Genomic DNA, 18628 nt, shown 5'->3' with positions numbered 1-18628 from the left:
TCCGGGAATCGCCAACACCGCTTCAGGCATGCGTCTTGCCTCCAGCCCGCTGACGCTGGACATCGCCACCATCGACCGGTTCCTCGCCCACAGCCACCGCCGGCGCTACCCGACGCGCACCGATGTGTTCCGTCCCGGCGACGCGGCCGGCACCATGTATTACGTGATCAGCGGCTCGGTGAGCATCATCGCCGAGGAAGAGGAAGACCGCGAGCTGGTGCTGGGCTATTTCGGCACCGGCGAGTTCGTCGGCGAGATGGGCCTGTTCATCGAGTCGGACAAGCGCGAGGTCATCCTGCGCACCCGCACCCCGTGCGAACTGGCAGAGATCAGCTACGATCGCCTGCACCAGCTTTTCCTCGGGCCGTTGTCCGGCGATGCGCCGCGGCTGCTGTACGCGATCGGCTCGCAGATTTCCCGGCGCCTGCTGCATACCAGCCGCAAGGCCAGCCGGCTGGCGTTCCTGGACGTGACCGACCGCATCGTGCGCACCCTGCACGACCTGGCCAAGGAACCGGAATCGATGAGCCATCCGCAGGGCACCCAGTTGCGCGTGTCGCGGCAGGAAATCGCCCGCCTGGTCGGCTGCTCGCGCGAAATGGCCGGGCGCGTGCTGAAGAAGCTGCAGGCCGACGGCCTGCTGCACGCGCGCGGCAAGACCATCGTCCTCTATGGGACGCGCTGAAAGCGCGCATACGCGCTTTCAGCGCCAAAGTTTGCGCAGCAAACTTCGGGCCCCGGCTTCTCAACCTCCAATTCCCCTGCGCCTGTCGGCGCGCCCCCCTTTACCAAAGGGGGGCTGCTTCAACCGATACATGGCTTCGCAAGCCTCAAGGCAACGCCATCGCCTTGCCAGCTTCCTTGACGCACCCGCCCCCACCCAGCAGGCTCCGTGAATGGAATTTGGAAGCGAGTTCTACTGGTTCATCCTGATCGGCATCGGCGCGCAGCTGGTCGATGGCGCGCTGGGCATGGCGTTCGGGCTGGTGTCGTCCTCGGTGCTGCTCAGCATGGGCCTGCCGCCGGCGGCGGTGAGCGCCAGCATCCACACCGCCGAGGTGTTCACCACCGGCGCTTCCGGGGTATCGCACCTGGTGGCCGGCAATGTCGACAAGCGGCTGTTCCTGCGGCTGGCCCTGCCCGGCGCGCTCGGCGGCGCGCTCGGCGCCTACGTGCTGACGCAACTGCCCGGCGACATCATCCGTCCCTTCATCTACCTCTACCTGCTGGCGCTGGCGATCTTCATCCTCGCCCGCGCATGGGGGCGCTTCACGCCCAAGCGCGAGGTGCAGCGTGTGCCGGTGCTGGGCTTCTTCGCCGGGCTGCTGGACGCCAGCGGTGGTGGCGGCTGGGGGCCGGTGGCGACCTCGACGCTGCTGGCGCGCGGCGGGCAGGCACGCACCACCATCGGCACCGTCAACGCGGCCGAGTTCATCGTCACCATCGCCATTTCCGCCACCTTCCTGCTGTCGATGGGCGTGCAGCACGCCAGCATCGTCGCCGGCCTGCTGGTCGGCGGCATGATGGCCGCGCCGGTCGCGGCCTTGCTGGTCAAGCGCCTGAAGGAGCGCTGGGTACTGATCGGCGTGGGCGTGATGGTGCTGTCGATCAGCCTGTTCCAGATCGGGCACGCGGTCGGCGGCTGGCTGGGCCGTACTCCGTAGGGGCGCACCCTGGTGCGCGACGGGGCCTTACCGGAAAAGTTTCATCGCGTACCAGGGTGCGCTCCTATGCAGGTTCGCCGCCGCGGTCCACGCAGCCCCAGTTGAGGATCGGCGTGCCGGCCGGCAGTACCTTGCGGAAGAATTCCACCCGTGCATGCTTGGGGTTGACCACCACCGGCGCCTTCGCGGCCTTCAGCAGCGGCAGGTCGGCGGTGCTGTCCGAATAGGCGATGGCGATGTCGCCGTAGCCGCGCTCGCGCAGCATGCGCATCTTCTCTTCGTTATGGCAGTGGCGGGTGGCGCCCATCGCGCCGAAGCGCGGGCCCACCGCGCTGCCGATCACGCTCACGTCCTGGTGCGCGACGAAGGCGAGGATCGCGCGCGCCAGTTCCGGCGGCGCGCCGGTGGCCACCACCACCTTGTCGCCGGCGCGACGGTGCGCGGCGAACACGTCCAGCGCCCGCGGCAGCAGGCGGGTGCGGATTTCCGCCTCGTGGGTGCGTACGTAGCGGTCGATGACGGTGTTGAACTGGCGCGCGCCGTGCAGGCCGAAGGTGGCGATCCAGACATAGCCGGAAATGCCGTGGCGGCGGGTCGGCAGCAGCGCCACCAGCGGCCCCAGCAGCGGCGTGGCCAGCAAGGCGGCCAGCAGCCGCAAGGGGTTGCGCTTGAGCAGCCAGGCGAACAGGTGGCTGCCGGAGTCGCCGTCGTAGAGGGTGTGGTCGAAATCGAAGACGACCAGTTGCGCGTCGTCACCGGGAACGGGGTAAGGATCGGTCATGCGCCGAAGAATAGCTGACGCAGGCCCTCGCCCGGCTCTTCCGCGCGCATGAAGGCTTCGCCGACCAGGAAGGCGTTGACGCCGGCGTCGCGCATCAGCTGCACGTCGGCCGGGCCGAGGATGCCGCTCTCGGTGACCAGCAGGCGGTCGCGCGGCACCGCGTCCTTCATCGACAGCGTGGTGTCCAGCGACACCTCGAAGCTGCGCAGGTTGCGGTTGTTGATGCCCACCAGCGGCACCGGCACCTGGATGGCGCGCTCCAGCTCGTCGATGTCGTGCACTTCCACCAGCACGTCCATCTTCAAGCGCATCGCCAGGTCGGACAGCTCGGCCAGCTGGCGGTCGTCCAACGCCGAGACGATCAGCAGGATGCAGTCCGCGCCCAGCACGCGCGCCTCGTATACCTGGTACGGGTCGATCACGAAATCCTTGCGCAGCACCGGCAGCGTGCAGGCCTCGCGCGCCTGCTGCAGGTAGGCATCGGCGCCCTGGAAAAAATCCACGTCGGTCAGCACCGACAGGCAGCTGGCGCCGCCGAACTCGTAGCTCACCGCGATCTCGGCCGGGCGGAAATCCGGGCGGATCACGCCCTTGGACGGGCTGGCCTTCTTGACCTCGGCGATCACCGCCGGGTCGCCGTTGGCGATGGCCGCGTGCAGCGCGCTGGCGAAGCCGCGCACCGGCGAGGCGTCTGCCACGCGCGCCTTCAGCTCGGCCAGCGGCACGCGGGCGCTGCGCTCGGCCACCTCCTGCGTCTTGCGGGCGAGGATGGTGTTGAGGATGTCGCTCATCGAATCTGCTTCCTGGGGTTCCGCTGCCGCGGGGGCTCAGAGTGTATGGGTGGCGGCCACGTACTGCTGCATGCGCGCGCGCGCGCTGCCATCGGCCAGCACCGCGCGCGCGCGCGCCAGGCCGTCGGCGATGCTGTCGGCCACGCCGGCCACATATAGCGCGGCACCGGCGTTGAGCGCGACGATGTCGTTGGCCGGGCCAGGCTGGTCGTCGAGCACGCCGCGCAGCATGGCGATGGACTCGGCCGGGTCGGCGACCTTGAGGTTGCGGCTGGCGGACATGGCGATGCCGAAGTCCTCCGGGTGGATCTCGTACTCGCGCACCTTGCCGTCGCGCAGCTCGCCGACCAAGGTGCCGGCGCCCAGCGAGATCTCGTCCATGTTGTCGCGGCCCCACACCACCAGCGCGCGCTGCGCGCCCAGTTCGCGCAGCACGCGCGCCTGGATGCCGACAAGGTCCGGGTGGAACACGCCCATCAGGATGTTGGTGGCGCCGACCGGGTTGGTCAGCGGGCCGAGGATGTTGAAGATGGTTCGCACGCCCATCTCGCGCCGCACCGGCGCGACCACCTTCATCGCCGGGTGGTGCATCGGCGCGAACATGAAGCCGATGCCGGTCCGTTCGATGGCGCGCGCCACCTGTTCGGGGCGCAGCTCGATCACCGCGCCCAGCGCTTCCACCGCGTCGGCGCTGCCGGACTTGGACGACACGCTGCGGTTGCCGTGCTTGGCCACCTTGGCCCCGGCCGCGGCGACCACGAACATCGCGCAGGTGGAGATGTTGAAGGTGTGCGAGCCGTCGCCGCCGGTGCCGACGATGTCGACCAGATTTGTCCTGTCGTCCACCTGCACCGGCAGCGCGAACTCGCGCATCACCGTGGCCGCGCCGGCGATCTCGCCGACGGTCTCCTTCTTCACCCGCAGGCCGGTGAGGATGGCGGCGGTCATGGTCGGCGAGACTTCGCCGCGCATGATCTGGCGCATCAGGTCGACCATTTCGTCGAAGAAGATCTCGCGGTGCTCGATGGTGCGTTGCAGGGCTTCCTGCGCGGTGAAGGTCATGGTGGCTCCGGTCAAATGACGATGTAGTCGCTGGCGCAGGCGATGCCGTCGTGCGCGCCTTCGCGCAGATGCACGTGCAGGCCGCCGATGGGACCGAGCGGAAGGCAGGCATCCACTTCCAGCAAGGCGTCGCGATGCGGCTTGAGCCAGTGCGCCCCGGCCTGCGCCAGCGCCTTGCGCTTGGCCTCGGCGGCATCGCCGGCGACGACAAGCAGGTTGTGGTGCGCCTCGCCGAACTCGCCGGCGACATAGCCGCCGAGGTTGACGAAGTAGAGCTTCGGCGAAGCTCCCGCTGGCGGTTCGACAGAAAAACGCACCTGCCATTGTTCGACGCCATCGACCGTCATCCACGAATCGATGTGCAGCCCGGCCGGTTCGCCGAACCACTGCCGGCGCAGTTGCTCGTGGGTCTGTCCGATGCCCGGCGCGGCCGCGAACACCACGTCGTGCACCTCGGTGTTGGCGCGCGCATGGCGGCCGCCGAGCATCACCACGAACAGGCGCAGTTCCTGCATGCTCACGGCTGGCCTCCCTGCGCGGCGGAACGGCATTTCATCGCGCACGTTCCAGGAAATTCTTCAGCAGCGCATGGCCGTGCTGGGTGAGGATGGATTCGGGATGGAACTGCACGCCTTCCACCGGATGCTCGCGGTGGCGCAGGCCCATGATCTCCTCCATCGAACCGTCGGCGTTCTCGGTCCACGCGGTGATTTCCAGCGACGCCGGCAGCGTGCTCTTGTCCACCACCAGTGAGTGGTAGCGCGTGGCCTCGTAGCCGTCCGGCAAGCCGGCGAACACGCCCTTGCCCTCGTGGCGGATCGGCGAGGTCTTGCCGTGCATGATATTGCCGGCACGGATCACGTCGCCGCCATAGACCTGGCCGATGCTCTGGTGACCCAGGCACACGCCGAGGATCGGCGTGCTCGCGCCGAGCCGGCGGATCACTTCCAGCGACACGCCCGCCTCGTTGGGCGTGCATGGACCGGGCGAAACGACGATGTGCGATGGCTGCAGCGCGGCGATTCCGTCGACGCTCAGCGCGTCGTTGCGCACCACCTTGACCTCGGCGCCCAGCGTCTGCAGGTACTGCACGAGGTTGAAGGTGAAGCTGTCGTAGTTGTCGATCATCAACAGCATGGGGATTCCTGCCTGTATTCGGTGACGGCGCGGGCTTACAGCCCCTGGGCGGCCTGGGCGACGGCGCGGAACAGCGCGCGGCCCTTGTTCATGGTTTCGTCCCATTCCTTCTCAGGGTCGGAATCGAACACGATGCCGGCACCGGCCTGCACGTGCAGGCGACCGTCCTGGATGACCGCGGTGCGGATGGCGATGGCGGTGTCGGCATCGCCATGCCAGCCGAGGTAGCCGATGGCGCCGGCATAGACATTGCGCTTGACCGGCTCCAGTTCGCGGATGATCTCCAGCGCGCGGATCTTCGGCGCGCCGCTGACGGTGCCGGCCGGGAAGGTCGCGCGCAGCACGTCGGCGTAGCTGAGGTTGTCGTGCAGGCGGCCGGTCACTTCGCTGACGATGTGCATGACGTGGCTGTAGCGCTCGATCACGAAGCGCTCGCCGACTTCGACGCTGCCCACCTGCGAGACGTGGCCGACGTCGTTGCGGCCGAGGTCGATCAGCATCAGGTGCTCGGCGCGTTCCTTCGGGTCGGCCAGCAGTTCGGCTTCCAGCGCCTGGTCCTCGGCCTGCGTCCTGCCGCGCGGGCGGGTGCCGGCGATGGGCCGCACCGTCACCTTGCCATCCTGCAGGCGCACGAGGATTTCCGGCGAGGAACCCACCACCTGGGTGCCGCCGACGTCGAGGAAATACATGTACGGCGACGGGTTCAGCGCACGCAGCGCGCGATAGACGTCGATCGGGCGGGCATGGAACGGCACGCTCATGCGCTGGCTCAGCACCACCTGGAAGGCGTCGCCGGCACGCACGTAGTCCTGCACCCGCTGCACCGCGTCGATGAAGCCTTCGCGGGTGAAGCCGCTGACGAAATCGGCCTCGTCCAATGCCGCCGGCTGCAGGGTTTCCGGGTAGCCGGCGCCGCCGTGGCGCAGCCGGTGCGCCAGTTCGTCGAGGCGGCGGTTGGCCCGCGCCCAGGCCTGCGGCTGCGACGGGTCGGCATGCACGATCAGGTACAGCCGGCCCTTGAGGTTGTCGAACACCGCCAGCTCTTCGGACAGCATCAGGTAGATGTCGGGGGTACCGAGTTCGTCGGGCTTGACGCCGGCGGCCAGGCGCGGCTCGATGTACTGGATGCATTCGAAGCCGAACCAGCCGACCAGCCCGCCAGTGAAACCGGGCAGGCCCTCGAAGCGCGGCACCGAATGCCGGGCGCGCAGGATTTCGACTTCGGCCAGCGGGTCGGCGACGTCGCGGTGCTCGACCACTTCGCCCAGTTCGCACACTTCCAGCGTGTGGCCGCGGAAGCCGTAGGTGCGCCGCGCCGGCAGGCCGATGATGGAGTAGCGGCCGAAGCGCTCGCCGCCTTCGACCGATTCGAACAGGTAGGTATGCGGGCCGTCGGCGAGCTTCAGGTAGACCGACAGCGGCGTGTCCAGGTCGGACAGCACTTCGCGGACGACGGGGATGCGTGTGTGGCCTTCAGCGGCCTGCTGCTGGAACTGCGCTTGCGTGATCAAGACGGTCTTCCTTCCGGGAATCGGCGGTGGCGGTACGGACGACGGCAACGGGCCACCATCGCCACCAGCGGCGAGCGGAAGAAAGGGAACGCCTGGTCGTCAGAGTGGGCACCGGCGCACTTTACCGCACTTCCGGCGGGCGTTGTGCATTGCCGCAGGCGGTGGATCGCTTGCAGGAGCAACGATCCGCGGCTGATGGCGCTTCCCCGCAGAGCGCACCTTGGTGCGCGAGGGGCATTGCCGGGAAAGCTTCATCGCGCAGCAAGCTGCGCTCCTACCGGGCAATGCGTGTCATGTTGCCGTCATCGGGCGCCCGGAGAATGGGAGGCCATGGCAGGGACGATGGATGGAGGCGGGATCAGCCTCCGACTGATTCCCCCGGCCGCAGCGGCGACGCTGCGGCTTTTCTTTTGGACTCGTCTCGCCGCGACACGCGAAGGGGTTTTCCCACACCCATCGAGAACACCCTCGTAGATGCGGGGCTTGCCCCGCATTGGGACTTTCCCGGTGAAGCCTCATGCGGGGCAAGCCCCGCATCTACAGGAGCGTCTTGCCTCACTCCTCTGCAAAACGCCGCAACGCCTCGCCTTCCAGCCGGTACACCGTCCACTCGTCCTGCGGTTTCGCGCCTGCCGCTTTGTAGAAATCGATGGCCGGCGTGTTCCAGTCCAGCACCGACCACTCGAAGCGGCCGCAGCCCTGCGCCACCGCCAGCCGCGCGATGTGCTGCAGCAGCGCCTTGCCCGCGCCGCAGCCGCGATGCCCGGGGCTGACGTACAGGTCTTCCAGATAGATGCCGTTGCGGCCCAACCAGGTGGAGTAGTTGTGGAAATAGACGGCATAGCCCACCGGCACGCCGTCAAGCTCGCAGACCAGCGCCTGTGCCTTGGCATCCGTACCGAACAGGCTGGCGCGGATGCCGGCCTCGTCGGTCCGCACCGACGATTCGGCTTTCTCGTAGATCGCCAGCTCGCGGATGAAGCGCAGGATCAGGCCGGCGTCGGCGGCGACCGCTGGGCGGATGCGCAGGCCGGCGGCCACCGCTCAGCCCCGCGCCGCGGCGACGTTGCCGCGCATCTGCGCGATCACCTGCGCATAGTCCGGCGCGTTGAAAATGGCCGAGCCGGCGACGAAGGCGTCCGCACCGGCGGCGGCGATCTCGCCGATGTTGTCGGCCTTCACCCCGCCATCGACTTCCAGCAGCACCGGCTTGCCGCGCTTGTCGATCATCGCCCGCACCGCGCGCAGCTTGTCCAGCGTGGAAGGAATGAAGGCCTGCCCGCCGAAGCCGGGGTTGACCGACATCAGCAGCACCAGGTCCAGGTCGTCCAGCACCCAGTCCAGTACTTCCACCGGCGTGGCCGGGTTCAGCACCAGCCCGGCCTTGCAGCCGTGCGACCTGATCAGCTGGATGGTGCGGTGCACGTGCTTCGACGCTTCCGGGTGGAAGCTGATCAGGCTGGCGCCGGCCTCGGCGAAGTCGGGGATGATGCGGTCCACCGGCTCGACCATCAGGTGCACGTCGATCGGCGCGGTCACGCCGTGTTTGCGCAGCGCCTGGCAGACCATCGGGCCGATGGTCAGGTTGGGTACGTAGTGGTTGTCCATCACGTCGAAGTGGACCCAGTCGGCGCCGGCGGCGAGCACGTTGTCGACCTCCTCGCCCAGCTTGGCGAAATTGGCCGAGAGGATGGACGGGGCGATGATGCAGTTGGACATGGCGGGGCCTTCAGCGCTTGCGCAGGGTTTTGATGCGGTCGTAGGCGGCATTGATCTGCCGGGCTTTCCTTTCGGCCTGGGCGCGCAGTTCGGGCGCGGCGCCGGCCACCTTGTCAGGGTGGTACTGCGAGATCAGGCGGCGGTAGGCCAGCTCGACCTCGGCGTCGCTGGCCTCGCGGGTCAGGCCCAGCTCGCGATACGGGGCGTCGCGGTTCAGCCGGAACCAGTCGCTGTCGAAGGCATGGCCGAGCAGCACGCCGAGCGCCGCGCCGAACAGCGGGTTGGGCCTGAACAGCAAGACGCCGGCGATGAATCCGAGCAGTTTTCCGTACCAGCGCATGGGCGGGCGCGCGTCCATCGACAAGGGGAATGGGCATTTTACACAGCGGCCCCGGACGGCCTTACACTAGGCCGCCCGCCGTCCAGCCGCGGGCCCCCCGGGTCCTGAGCGGACGGCTTCATCGCCAAGTTCCAGGAGTGCCCGTGCCAACCACGCTGCTGCAATCCGATCTTCCCGGCCTGCCCTTGCGCCACCGCGGCAAGGTGCGTGACGTGTTCGACATCCCGCGCGAACGCCTGCCTGCCGACACTCCTCCGGGCGACTACCTGCTGATCGTGGCCACCGACCGCCTGTCCGCGTTCGACGTGGTGCTGCCCGACCCGATCCCCGGCAAGGGCGAGATGCTGTGCCAGGTGTCGAACTTCTGGTTCGGCAAGACCGAGCACCTGATGCCCAACCACCTGACCGGCATCGACGTGGCCGGCGTGCTGCCCGAGGGCGTGGACCCGGCGCTGTACGCCAGGCGCGCGGTGGTGACCAAGAAATTGAAGCCGGTGCCGGTGGAGGCCATCGCCCGCGGCTACCTGATCGGCAGCGGCTGGAAGGACTACCAGCGCACCGGCAAGGTCAGCGGCATCGTGCTGCCCGACGGCCTGCGACAGGCGCAGCAGTTGCCCGAGCCGATCTTCACCCCGTCCACCAAGGCGGCGGTGGGCGACCACGACGAGAACATCGACTTCGACGCGATGGTCAAGGCAGTGGGCGCGGAGCTGGCCGAGAAGGTGCGCGACGCCACCCTGCGCATCTACAAGTTCGCCGCCGCCTATGCCGCCGAGCGCGGCATCCTGCTGGCCGACACCAAGTTCGAGTTCGGCACCGACGCCGACGGCCGCCTGTACATCATGGACGAAATGCTGACCCCGGATTCCTCGCGCTACTGGCCGGCCGACGAGTACCAGCTCGGCACCAGCCCGCCGAGCTACGACAAGCAGTTCGTGCGCGACTACCTGGAGACGCTGGACTGGGGCAAAAGCGCGCCCGGCCCGGAACTGCCGGCCGAGGTGATCGCCCGCACCCGCGACAAGTATGCCGAGGCGTTGCAGAAGCTGGCCGGCATCCGCATCGACTGAACCCCTGCGCGCCCGGCCGGGTGCGCCCTACTACCCGCCGGAGCAGAGGATGGACATGAGCACCGCACGCCCCATCGACCGCTGGTTCGCCAGCTACTCCGGCGACCATCGCAACGCCACCAACCAGGCCATCCACGTGTTCGCGGTGCCGGCCATCGCGTGGTCGGTGATCGCGCTGCTGTGGTGCATCCCGCCGCTGCTGCCGTGGTTCCAGTACGGCATCTGGGCGGCGCTGGCGATGTTCGGCACGTGGGCGTACTACAACCGCCTGTCGCGGCCGCTGGGCGTCGGCATGCTGATCCTGTTCTTCGTCGCCGGCTGCATCTGCCGGCTGCTCGAGGAGCGCTATGGGCTGCACGCGCTGCTGTACGCCGGCATCGGCGTGTTCGTGGTGGCGTGGATCGCGCAGTTCATCGGCCACCACATCGAAGGCCGCCGGCCCAGCTTCCTCACCGACCTGACCTACCTGCTGATCGGCCCGATCTGGGTGCTGGCCAAGCTGTACCGGCAGTTCGGCTGGAGGTATTGAGCGGCAGGTCCCGCCTGCGAAACGCGGGACTGTAGCTGCGGGGCTTGCCCCGCATGGGGCATTGCCGGGAAGGCTTCGTGTGGGGCAAGCCCCACACCTACGGGATGAGCATTTCCCGGGTTGGATTGAACCCCCGCGGGGCGTAGCCGAAGTCGCGCCGGGCCGGTTCGAGGTCGAACACCAGCGGTTCGCGCATGCGCGCCAGCGCCGCGGCATTCAGGCCGCGCAGGCGGCCGGCGGCGTGCGCCAGCGCCAGCGCGGCCCGGAACAATGGCGCCGGCACGCGCAGCAGGCGCGGTCGCGGGCGCAGCGCGGCCAGCACCCGCCGCACCATCTCGGCATAGCCCAGCACCTCGCCGCCGCCCAGCGCGTAGGCCCGCCCGGCCGTGGCCGGGTGCCGCGGCACCTGCAGCGCCGCGTCGGCCAGGTCCTGCACGTGCACCGGCTGGCGCAGGCCATCGGCGCCGGAAGGCAGCACGAACAAGCCGGTGCGCGAGGCCAGCGCGGCGATCGCGCTCAACGTGGCGTCGCGGCCGGCGCCATAGACCAGCGTCGGGCGCAGCACGGTCGCCGCCGCGCCACGTTCGCGCGCCGCGGCGAACAGCGTGGCCTCGGCCTCGCGCAGGCGGCGGGCGACATCGCGCTCGGCCGCTTCGCTGGAATCGCCCTTGACCTCGACGCTGGTGGAGCCGAAGGCCACCACGCGCGCGGCGCCGACGTCGGAGGCGGCATACCAGCGCGCGAAGTGGTCGAGCGGGCCGCAACTGAACACCGCATCGAACGATGCCGGCTCCTGCCACGCACCGGACAGGTCGCCCAACCGCCAGATCAGCCCGGGCGCCACTGCACGCGATGCACGCGATACCGCCGTCACCTGCCAGCCGGCCGCCAGCAGGCCGGCCAGCACGCGCTCGCCGATCTGCCCGCTGCCGCCGAACACCAGCGCATGCCGCGGCCGGTCTTCGCCACTTCGTTCCATTGCCATGCGGCAAGCATAGGTGATGCCGACGCCGCCGCGCCCACCGGGTAGACTCGAAGCAACCGCCATGCCGAGAGCGCCATGACGCACACCGCCCCGCCGCCCGCCGCCATCCTGCTCGCCACCGACCTGAGCGCACGCTGCGACCGCGCGCTGTCCCGTGCACTGCAACTGGCCCGGCAATGGGAGGCGCGGCTGGTGGTGGCGACGGTGCTGCCACCCGCACCGTCGCCGCAATCGTTCCTCGCCACCGGGCCCGCGCCCGACGTCGACCGGCTGGAACAACGCCTGCACCGCGACATCGGCGCGGACGCCGAGGGCGTCGCGCTGAGCGTGCGGGTGACCGAGGGCCACGTCGGCCGCGCGCTGCTGCAGCTGGCCGCCGAGGAAGGCTGCGGGCTGGTCGTCACCGGCATCGCCAGCGACCCGGCGTTCGAACTGCCGCTGCTGGGCTCCACCGTGCTGTGGCTGACCCGCCATTCGCCGCTGCCGCTGCTGGTGGTGCACCAGCGCGTGCGCGGGCCCTACCGCAGGCTGGCCGTGGCCACGGACTTCTCCGACAGTTCGGCCAACGCTGCCAACCGTGCGCTGGCGCTGTTCGGGCAGCCGCTGCAACTGGCGCTGGTGCATGCGCTGGAAACGCCCGGCAGCGCGCTGCTCGGCGGCGACCACGACGTCCTGCTGGCGCAGGCGCACGAACAGGCGCGGACGCAGGCGCGGGCCTTCCTCGCCGGGCTGCGGCCACTGCCTCCGCCGGAACGGATACGGCTGGTGATCGAGCCGGGCGACCCGGCGCCGCTGCTGCAGCGGCAGGCCGCCGAAGCCGAGCTGGTGGTGGTCGCCACGCACGGGCGCGGCGCCCTGTTCGAGCTGTTGATCGGCAGCGTCGCGCGCCGGCTGGTGGCGACGCTGGAAACGGACACCCTGCTGGTCCGCGACCAGCGCTCGCACCCGCCGCTGTAGCGCCCCGAACCCGAACGGCGCGTTCATGCAACGGGTTCCGGCGGGAAAAAGGTGCCTGCTAGACTCCGGTGCCTTGCTCGCGAATCCCGCATTCCCTGCATGACATCCGTTCTCCCCCTGCTGCTCGCGCTGCCGTTCCTGACGGCCGCGCTGATCGCCCTGCACGGCCGCCTGTCGCGTAGCGCCGGCGCATGGCTGGCCGCGCTGGCGCCCCTGCTGGGGCTGGTGCTGCTGGGCAGCATGACCCCGGCCGTGCTCGACGGCGCGGTGCCGCGCGCCGGCTGGCCGTGGCTGCCGCAGCTCGGGCTGGACTTCAGCCTGCGCCTGGACGGGCTGGCGTGGCTGTTCGCCGGGCTGGTGCTGGGCATCGGCGCGCTGGTGGTGCTGTACGCGCACTACTACCTGTCGGCGCAGGACAGCACGCGCCGCTTCTACAGCTGCCTGCTGCTGTTCATGGGCGCGATGCTGGGCATGGTGCTGTCCGGCAACCTGTTGCTGCTGGTGGTGTTCTGGGAGCTGACCAGCATCAGTTCGTTCCTGCTGATCGGCTTCTGGTCGCACCGCCGGGACGCGCGCGAGGGCGCGCGCATGGCGCTGGTCATCACCGCCGCCGGCGGGCTGGCGCTGCTGGCCGGCGTGCTGCTGATCGGGCGCATCGTCGGCAGCTTCGACCTGGACGTGGTGCTGGCCTCGAGCGAGCTGATCCGCGGCCACCGCCTGTACCCGTGGATCCTGCTGCTGGTGCTGGCCGGCATCTTCACCAAGAGCGCGCAGTTCCCGTTCCACTTCTGGCTGCCGCACGCGATGGCCGCGCCGACCCCGGTGTCGGCCTACCTGCACTCGGCGACGATGGTGAAGGCCGGCGTGTTCCTGCTGGCGCGGCTGCACCCGGCGCTGGCCGGCAGCGAGCTGTTCTTCTACGTGGTCAGCGGCATCGGCGCGGTCACCCTGCTGGTCGGCGCGTGGAACGCGATCTTCCAGCACGACCTCAAGGGCGTGCTGGCGTACTCGACGATCTCGCACCTGGGCCTGATCACCCTGCTGTTCGGCCTGTCCACGCCGATGGCGGTGGTCGCCGGCGTGTTCCACATCCTCAACCACGCCACCTTCAAGGCCTCGCTGTTCATGGCCGCCGGCATCATCGACCACGAGACCGGCACCCGCGACATGCGCCGGCTCGGTGGCCTGCGCAAGCTGATGCCGATCACCAGCGCGCTGGCGATCGTCGCCTCGCTGGCGATGGCCGGCATCCCGCTGCTCAACGGCTTCTTGTCCAAGGAAATGCTGTTCGCCGAGGCGCTGGCCACCGGCGGCCCGCAGTGGATGCGCGCGGCGGTCAGCGGCACCGCGCTGCTGGCCGGCATCCTCGGCGTGGCCTACAGCCTGCGCTTCGTCCACGACACCTTCTTCGGCAAGGGCCCGCTGGACATCGACGTGGCGCCGCACGAGCCGCCGCGCTGGATGAAGCTGCCGGTGGAAATCCTGGTGGTGATCTGCCTTGCGGTCGGCATCGTACCGGCGCTGACCGTGGCGCCGGTGCTGCGGGCCGGCGCACAGGCGATCCTCGGCCCGGCCCTGCCCGACTACAGCCTGTCGATCTGGCACGGCTTCAACCTGCCGCTGGCGATGAGCGCGGTCGGCGTGGCCGGCGGCATCGCGCTGTATTTCGGCCTGCGCCGGCTCACCGACCTGTACGCCGCGCGCAACCGCCCGCTCGGCAAGCAGGCCTTCCAGCGCGGCATGGACGCCCTGTTCGGCTTCGCCCAGCGCTGCACCCACGCACTGGCCAACGGCAGCCTGCAACGGATGCTGCTGGCACTGGTGCTGGTGGCGATGGTCGTGGCCGCCGCACCCCACCTGGCCGCCCCCGCATGGCCGGCGTGGCCGTCGCCGCAACCGATGCCGCTGCTGGGCTGGGCGCTGTGGCTGGTGATGCTGGCCTGCGCGCTCGGCGGGCTGTTCCTGTACCGGCAGCGCCTGCTGGCGGTGATCGTGATGGGCGGCACCGGGCTGATGGTGGCGCTGGCCTTCGTGTTCCTGTCCGCGCCGGACCTGGCGCTGACCCAGCTGATGGTGGAGATGGTGACGCTGGCGCTGATGCTGCTGGGCATGAACTACCTGCCGGCGCAGTCGCCGCCCGAGCACGGCCGCTGGCGCAAGCGCCGCGACGCGCTGATCGCCATCGTCGCCGGCGGCGGGCTGGCGGCGCTGGCCTACACGATGATGACGCTGCCGCCGGACACCGTGGCCGGCGAGATGCTGCGCCGCTCGCTGCCCGAGGCCTACGGCCACAACGTGGTCAACGTGATCCTCGTGGACTTCCGCGGCTTCGACACCTTCGGCGAGATCACCGTGTTCGGCATCGCCGCGCTGGTGGTGCACGCGCTGCTGCGGCGCTCGCGGATGGCGCCGGAGCAGATCATGCCGGGCCCGCCGATCAAGCTGCCGGTGCCGGCCGACCTGGCGCAGATCATGTTCCCGCTCACCCTCACCGTGTCGATCTTCCTGTTCCTGCGCGGCCACAACGCGCCCGGCGGCGGCTTCATCGCCGGGCTGGTGCTGGCGGTGCCGCTGCTGATCCAGTACGTGATCCAGGGCACCGCGTCGGTGGAGTCGCGCTTCGGCTTCGACTACATCCGCTGCATCGGCGCCGGCCTGCTGGTGGCGCTGCTGTCCGGCGCGGCCTCGCTGCTGTTCGGCGTGCCGTTCCTGACCAGCGGCCACGTCGTGCTGGACCTGCCGCTGGTCGGCGAGCTGGAGCTGGCCAGCGCGATGGGCTTCGACACTGGCGTCTACCTGGTGGTGTTCGGCGGGGTGATGCTGATCCTGTCGATGATGGGCACCATCAAGCCCTCGCGCACGCGCAACGCGCGCCACGGCGAGATCGACCTGCAACGCCGCTCGGCCCGCACCGGGGAGATGCACTGATGGAACTGGCGCTGGCAAGCGCGATCGGCGTGCTCACCGCCATCGGCATCTACCTGACGCTGCGCGCGCGCAGCTTCGACGTGATCCTCGGCATGACCTTCCTGTCCTACGCCACCAATCTGCTGATCTTCGCCGGCGGGCGGCTGGTCAGCGGCAAGGCGCCGGTGCTGCGCGACGGCATCCCCGCCGACCTCGCGCACCAGACCGACCCGCTGCCGCAGGCGCTGGTATTGACCGCCATCGTGATCGCCTTCGCCATGACCGCGATCAGCATCGTGCTGGCCATGCGCAGCCGCAGCGACAACCACAGCGACCACGTCGACGCGCACGAGCCGGACGAAGGCCGGCGCGGCGATGGAGGCGGCGCATGAACCACCTGGTGATCCTGCCGATCCTGGTGCCGATGCTCGGCGCGGCGCTGTCGCTGTTCGTCGAGCACCGCCGCTACGGGCCGAAGGTGCAGCGTGGCGTGGCCTGGGCCAGCCTGGCGCTGCTGGCATTGGTCGAATCGCAGCTGCTCGCGCGCACGCTGCAGGGCGAGGTGCTGGTCTACCTGCTCGGCGACTGGCCGGCGCGGCTGGGCATCGCGCTGGTCGCCGACCGCCTGGCCGGCTGGATGCTCGGCACCACGCTGCTGCTGGCCGCGGCCTGCCTGCTGCATGCCTGCACCGGCTGGGACCGGCGCGCGCCGCACTTCCACGCGCTGTTCCAGTTCCAGCTGGTCGGCCTCAACGGCGCCTTCCTGACCGGCGACATCTTCAACCTGTTCGTGTTCTTCGAGGTGCTGCTGATCGCCTCCTACGGCCTGCTGCTGTCCGGCGGCCGCGGCCTGCGCGTGCGCATCGGCCTGCACTACGTGGTGTTCAACGTCAGCGCCTCGACCGTGTTCCTGATCGCGCTGGGCATGCTCTACGCCACGCTGGGCTCGCTGAACATGGCCGAGATCGGCCAGCGCATCGCCACCCTGCCGCCCACCCACCTGAAGCTGGCCAAGACCGCGCTGGGGCTGCTGATGGTGGTGTTCTGCGCCAAGGCCGCGCTGCTGCCGCTTTACCTGTGGCTGCCGGAGTCCTATGCGCGCGCGCCGGCGGCGGTGGCCGCGCTGTTCGTGATCATGACCAAGGTCGGCCTGTACGCGCTGCTGCGGATCGGCACGCAATGGTTCGGCAACGAGGCCGGCGCGCTGGCCGGCTATGGCGCCGACTGGCTGCTATGGGCCGGGCTGGCGACGCTGCTGCTGGGTGCGCTGGGCGCGCTGGCCGCCACCCGCCTGCGGGTGCAGGTGGCCTACCTGGTGGTGGTGTCGGCGGCCACCCTGTTCATCGCCTTCGCGCTGGGCAACGCCGGCACCATCGCCGCCGGCCTGTACTACCTGCCGCACAGCACCTTCACCGCCGCTGCGCTGTTCCTGGTCGCCGACCTGATCCGCCGCCGCCGCTTCCGCGCCGGCGAGCGCGAGGGCCACGAACTGGCCGCGGCGCTGCCGGGCAAGACGGTGCCGGGGCTGCTGTTCCTGCTCGGCGCGGTGGCGATGGCCGGGCTGCCGCCGCTGGCCGGCTTCCTCGCCAAGGCGACGCTGCTGGCGGCGGTGCCTGACGCGCACGTCGGCGTGGTGTGGACGGCGGTGCTGGGCAGCGGCCTGCTGGTGATCATCGCGCTGGTGCGCAGCGGCATCCGCCTGTTCTGGCACGTGCCCGGCGACGATGCACCCCCCGTGCCCGATCCCGACGTGCCGGCGCGGCCGTTCGAGACCGCCGCCACCACCCTGCTGCTGGCCTGCACGGTGGCGATGAGCCTGTTCGCCGCGCCGCTGATGCGGCAGGCCGACGCCACCGCCGCGCAGCTGCTGTCGCCGCAGCACTACCTGCTCGACGTGCGCGGCACCGTGCCGCAATCGAGGTCGCCATGAACCCGCGCCCCGCCCCGTGGCGACGGCTGCTGCCCGCGCCCGCGCTGTCGCTGATCGTGGTCGCGTTCTGGCTGCTGATGTCCGACAGCTTCACCTTCGGCCAGCTGCTGCTGGGCATGCTGCTGGGCGTGGTGGTGCCGCTGTTCGCGGCGCGGCTGGACCGCGAGTTCGCCCGCATCGGCACGCTGCGGCCGTTGCCGCGGCTGCTGTGCGTGATGCTGTGGGACATCCTGGTGTCCAACCTCCGCGTCGCCATGCAGGTGCTGGGGCCGGAGAAGAGGCTCACCCCCGGCTTCATCTGGGTGCCGCTGGACATAGGCAACATCCACGGCATCGCCGCGCTGACCAGCCTGATCACGCTGACCCCCGGCACGGTGTCCTCGGCGCTGTCCGACGACCGCCGCCACCTGCTGGTGCACGTGCTGCACCTGACCGACGCCGATGCGCTGATCGCCGAGATCAAGACCCGCTACGAGGCGCCGCTGATGGAGATCTTCCCGTGAATGGCTCCCTGATTTTCGGAACCACGCTGGTGCTGTGCATGCACGTGGTCGGCGTGGCGATGCTGCTGGCGCTGTGGCGGCTGCTGCGCGGCCCGACCGTGCCCGACCGCATCCTCGCCGCCGACACGCTGTCGGTCACCGCCATCGCCGAGCTGATGCTGTTCGGCATGTACATCGACTCGGCCATCTACTTCGAGGCGGCGCTGGTGATCGCCATGCTCGGCTTCTGCAGCACCGTGGTGCTGAGCAAGTTCGTGCTGCGCCGGGACATCGTCGAATGACCACCTTCCTGCAGATCGCGCTGTCGGCGCTGCTGCTGTTCGGCTGCTTCTTCATCGTCGTCGGCGCGCTGGGGCTGGTGCGCTTCTCCGATTTCTTCAAGCGCCTGCACGCGCCGACCAAGGCCAGCACGCTGGGCGTGGGCTGCGTGCTGGCGTGTTCGGTGGCCTACCACATCTTCCTCGGCGAGGACCCGCAGCCGCGCGAGCTGCTGATCACCGTGTTCCTGTTCATCACCGCGCCGATCAGCGCGCACCTGATGGCCAAGGCGGCGCTGTCGCTGATGATGGAAAGCCGCCCGGAAGTGCCGGGCGACGACAGCGCGCGCAAGGAACAGCTGCCGCCGCCGGAAGGCCGCGCCGAGGACTGAGGTGCACGCGCCATCGCGGCCGGATGGCCACGGCTGCGCCTGTCATCGTGCTTTCACCCGCGGCCGGCAGGCTTGCGGCTCCGCGCCGCATTG

21 protein-coding genes are annotated in these 18628 nt (G+C 69.8%); 11 read left to right on the top strand and 10 right to left on the bottom strand.

Features of this window, described 5'->3' with window-relative positions; genetic code table 11:
- Positions 1-28: 28 nt before the first annotated feature.
- Complete coding sequence (gene crp, locus MIC98_RS04610) at positions 29-685, top strand: cAMP-activated global transcriptional regulator CRP (protein WP_239736070.1); 657 nt, start codon at positions 29-31, stop codon at positions 683-685.
- A 211-nt stretch (positions 686-896) separates the two neighbouring features.
- Positions 897-1664, top strand: coding sequence for a sulfite exporter TauE/SafE family protein (locus MIC98_RS04605; protein WP_239736061.1), 768 nt, complete (start codon positions 897-899; stop codon positions 1662-1664).
- A gap of 64 nt (positions 1665-1728) precedes the next feature.
- On the opposite strand, the gene MIC98_RS04600 is transcribed toward MIC98_RS04605, so the two are convergent.
- The 9 genes from MIC98_RS04600 to MIC98_RS04560 all read right to left on the bottom strand — a co-directional run bounded on the left by MIC98_RS04600 (position 1729) and on the right by MIC98_RS04560 (position 9005).
- Positions 1729-2445, bottom strand: coding sequence for a haloacid dehalogenase-like hydrolase (locus tag MIC98_RS04600; protein WP_057641174.1), 717 nt, complete (start codon positions 2443-2445; stop codon positions 1729-1731).
- Positions 2442-3236 carry an indole-3-glycerol phosphate synthase TrpC gene (gene trpC / locus MIC98_RS04595; RefSeq protein ID WP_057641175.1) on the bottom strand — a complete coding sequence of 265 codons (795 nt, stop codon included), beginning with the start codon at positions 3234-3236 and terminating at the stop codon, positions 2442-2444. Before trpC ends, MIC98_RS04600 begins: the two co-directional genes overlap by 4 nt.
- 36 nt (positions 3237-3272) lie before the next feature.
- The gene (gene trpD, locus MIC98_RS04590) at positions 3273-4298 is read right to left on the bottom strand and encodes an anthranilate phosphoribosyltransferase (protein ID WP_239736060.1); all 1026 of its coding nucleotides are present in this window, start codon (positions 4296-4298) and stop codon (positions 3273-3275) included.
- Positions 4299-4309: 11 nt separating this feature from the next.
- On the bottom strand, positions 4310-4813 hold the full coding sequence (locus tag MIC98_RS04585; RefSeq protein WP_239738031.1) for a DUF1543 domain-containing protein: 504 nt from the start codon (positions 4811-4813) through the stop codon (positions 4310-4312).
- A gap of 37 nt (positions 4814-4850) precedes the next feature.
- Entirely contained in the window at positions 4851-5435 is a 585-nt protein-coding gene (locus MIC98_RS04580) for an aminodeoxychorismate/anthranilate synthase component II (RefSeq protein ID WP_239736058.1), read from the bottom strand.
- A 35-nt stretch (positions 5436-5470) separates the two neighbouring features.
- Positions 5471-6946 (bottom strand): anthranilate synthase component I, encoded by a 1476-nt coding sequence (gene trpE, locus MIC98_RS04575; protein WP_239736056.1) that lies wholly within the window; start codon positions 6944-6946, stop codon positions 5471-5473.
- Positions 6947-7501: 555 nt separating this feature from the next.
- On the bottom strand, positions 7502-7987 hold the full coding sequence (locus MIC98_RS04570) for a GNAT family N-acetyltransferase (protein WP_239736054.1): 486 nt from the start codon (positions 7985-7987) through the stop codon (positions 7502-7504).
- 3 nt (positions 7988-7990) lie between these two features.
- Positions 7991-8665, bottom strand: a complete 675-nt coding sequence (gene rpe / locus MIC98_RS04565) for a ribulose-phosphate 3-epimerase (RefSeq protein ID WP_239736052.1) — start codon at positions 8663-8665, stop codon at positions 7991-7993.
- Positions 8666-8675: 10 nt separating this feature from the next.
- Entirely contained in the window at positions 8676-9005 is a 330-nt protein-coding gene (locus MIC98_RS04560) for a DnaJ domain-containing protein (protein WP_239736049.1), read from the bottom strand.
- A 143-nt stretch (positions 9006-9148) separates the two neighbouring features.
- On the opposite strand from MIC98_RS04560, the gene MIC98_RS04555 reads away from it, so the two are divergent.
- A complete protein-coding gene (locus MIC98_RS04555; protein WP_239736048.1) occupies positions 9149-10075 on the top strand; it encodes a phosphoribosylaminoimidazolesuccinocarboxamide synthase in 927 nt (308 codons plus the stop codon).
- Between the two features lie 49 nt (positions 10076-10124).
- On the top strand, positions 10125-10604 hold the full coding sequence (locus tag MIC98_RS04550) for an Mpo1-like protein (RefSeq protein WP_239736046.1): 480 nt from the start codon (positions 10125-10127) through the stop codon (positions 10602-10604).
- A gap of 97 nt (positions 10605-10701) precedes the next feature.
- Here the strand turns inward: MIC98_RS04550 and MIC98_RS04545 are convergent, their stop codons facing one another.
- A complete protein-coding gene (locus tag MIC98_RS04545) occupies positions 10702-11589 on the bottom strand; it encodes an NAD-dependent epimerase/dehydratase family protein (protein WP_239736044.1) in 888 nt (295 codons plus the stop codon).
- 75 nt (positions 11590-11664) lie between these two features.
- On the opposite strand from MIC98_RS04545, the gene MIC98_RS04540 reads away from it, so the two are divergent.
- The 7 genes from MIC98_RS04540 to MIC98_RS04510 all read left to right on the top strand — a co-directional run bounded on the left by MIC98_RS04540 (position 11665) and on the right by MIC98_RS04510 (position 18535).
- On the top strand, positions 11665-12546 hold the full coding sequence (locus MIC98_RS04540; RefSeq protein WP_239736042.1) for a universal stress protein: 882 nt from the start codon (positions 11665-11667) through the stop codon (positions 12544-12546).
- Between the two features lie 99 nt (positions 12547-12645).
- Positions 12646-15474, top strand: a complete 2829-nt coding sequence (locus tag MIC98_RS04535) for a monovalent cation/H+ antiporter subunit A (RefSeq protein ID WP_239736040.1) — start codon at positions 12646-12648, stop codon at positions 15472-15474.
- On the top strand, positions 15474-15845 hold the full coding sequence (locus MIC98_RS04530; RefSeq protein WP_057641187.1) for a Na+/H+ antiporter subunit C: 372 nt from the start codon (positions 15474-15476) through the stop codon (positions 15843-15845). Before MIC98_RS04535 ends, MIC98_RS04530 begins: the two co-directional genes overlap by 1 nt.
- Complete coding sequence (locus MIC98_RS04525) at positions 15842-17383, top strand: monovalent cation/H+ antiporter subunit D (RefSeq protein ID WP_239736038.1); 1542 nt, start codon at positions 15842-15844, stop codon at positions 17381-17383. The genes MIC98_RS04530 and MIC98_RS04525 overlap by 4 nt, the downstream gene beginning before the upstream one ends.
- Positions 17380-17886 carry a Na+/H+ antiporter subunit E gene (locus MIC98_RS04520; protein ID WP_239736035.1) on the top strand — a complete coding sequence of 169 codons (507 nt, stop codon included), beginning with the start codon at positions 17380-17382 and terminating at the stop codon, positions 17884-17886. Before MIC98_RS04525 ends, MIC98_RS04520 begins: the two co-directional genes overlap by 4 nt.
- A 38-nt stretch (positions 17887-17924) precedes the next feature.
- The gene (locus tag MIC98_RS04515; RefSeq protein WP_239738029.1) at positions 17925-18167 is read left to right on the top strand and encodes a K+/H+ antiporter subunit F; all 243 of its coding nucleotides are present in this window, start codon (positions 17925-17927) and stop codon (positions 18165-18167) included.
- Positions 18164-18535 carry a Na+/H+ antiporter subunit G gene (locus MIC98_RS04510; protein WP_057641190.1) on the top strand — a complete coding sequence of 124 codons (372 nt, stop codon included), beginning with the start codon at positions 18164-18166 and terminating at the stop codon, positions 18533-18535. The genes MIC98_RS04515 and MIC98_RS04510 overlap by 4 nt, the downstream gene beginning before the upstream one ends.
- Positions 18536-18628 lie beyond the last annotated feature (93 nt).

It is taken from the genome of Stenotrophomonas sp. NLF4-10 (genome assembly GCF_022359915.1).
GTDB lineage: Bacteria > Pseudomonadota > Gammaproteobacteria > Xanthomonadales > Xanthomonadaceae > Stenotrophomonas > Stenotrophomonas daejeonensis.
The sequence above is the reverse complement of the archived record's forward strand: the minus strand, read 5'-3'. Positions and strand labels throughout refer to the sequence as shown.

What these genes read in the sequence shown, in the direction of transcription:
- crp (WP_239736070.1), top strand. Translation starts at nt 29, where the DNA reads ATGCGTCTTGCCTCCAGCCCGCTGACGCTGGACATCGCCACCATCGAC.
- MIC98_RS04605 (WP_239736061.1), top strand. Translation starts at nt 897, where the DNA reads ATGGAATTTGGAAGCGAGTTCTACTGGTTCATCCTGATCGGCATCGGC.
- MIC98_RS04600 (WP_057641174.1), bottom strand. Translation starts at nt 2,445, where the DNA reads ATGACCGATCCTTACCCCGTTCCCGGTGACGACGCGCAACTGGTCGTC.
- trpC (WP_057641175.1), bottom strand. Translation starts at nt 3,236, where the DNA reads ATGAGCGACATCCTCAACACCATCCTCGCCCGCAAGACGCAGGAGGTG.
- trpD (WP_239736060.1), bottom strand. Translation starts at nt 4,298, where the DNA reads ATGACCTTCACCGCGCAGGAAGCCCTGCAACGCACCATCGAGCACCGC.
- MIC98_RS04585 (WP_239738031.1), bottom strand. Translation starts at nt 4,813, where the DNA reads ATGCAGGAACTGCGCCTGTTCGTGGTGATGCTCGGCGGCCGCCATGCG.
- MIC98_RS04580 (WP_239736058.1), bottom strand. Translation starts at nt 5,435, where the DNA reads ATGCTGTTGATGATCGACAACTACGACAGCTTCACCTTCAACCTCGTG.
- rpe (WP_239736052.1), bottom strand. Translation starts at nt 8,665, where the DNA reads ATGTCCAACTGCATCATCGCCCCGTCCATCCTCTCGGCCAATTTCGCC.
- MIC98_RS04560 (WP_239736049.1), bottom strand. Translation starts at nt 9,005, where the DNA reads ATGCGCTGGTACGGAAAACTGCTCGGATTCATCGCCGGCGTCTTGCTG.
- MIC98_RS04550 (WP_239736046.1), top strand. Translation starts at nt 10,125, where the DNA reads ATGGACATGAGCACCGCACGCCCCATCGACCGCTGGTTCGCCAGCTAC.
- MIC98_RS04545 (WP_239736044.1), bottom strand. Translation starts at nt 11,589, where the DNA reads ATGGCAATGGAACGAAGTGGCGAAGACCGGCCGCGGCATGCGCTGGTG.
- MIC98_RS04540 (WP_239736042.1), top strand. Translation starts at nt 11,665, where the DNA reads ATGACGCACACCGCCCCGCCGCCCGCCGCCATCCTGCTCGCCACCGAC.
- MIC98_RS04535 (WP_239736040.1), top strand. Translation starts at nt 12,646, where the DNA reads ATGACATCCGTTCTCCCCCTGCTGCTCGCGCTGCCGTTCCTGACGGCC.
- MIC98_RS04530 (WP_057641187.1), top strand. Translation starts at nt 15,474, where the DNA reads ATGGAACTGGCGCTGGCAAGCGCGATCGGCGTGCTCACCGCCATCGGC.
- MIC98_RS04525 (WP_239736038.1), top strand. Translation starts at nt 15,842, where the DNA reads ATGAACCACCTGGTGATCCTGCCGATCCTGGTGCCGATGCTCGGCGCG.
- MIC98_RS04520 (WP_239736035.1), top strand. Translation starts at nt 17,380, where the DNA reads ATGAACCCGCGCCCCGCCCCGTGGCGACGGCTGCTGCCCGCGCCCGCG.
- MIC98_RS04515 (WP_239738029.1), top strand. Translation starts at nt 17,925, where the DNA reads ATGCACGTGGTCGGCGTGGCGATGCTGCTGGCGCTGTGGCGGCTGCTG.
- MIC98_RS04510 (WP_057641190.1), top strand. Translation starts at nt 18,164, where the DNA reads ATGACCACCTTCCTGCAGATCGCGCTGTCGGCGCTGCTGCTGTTCGGC.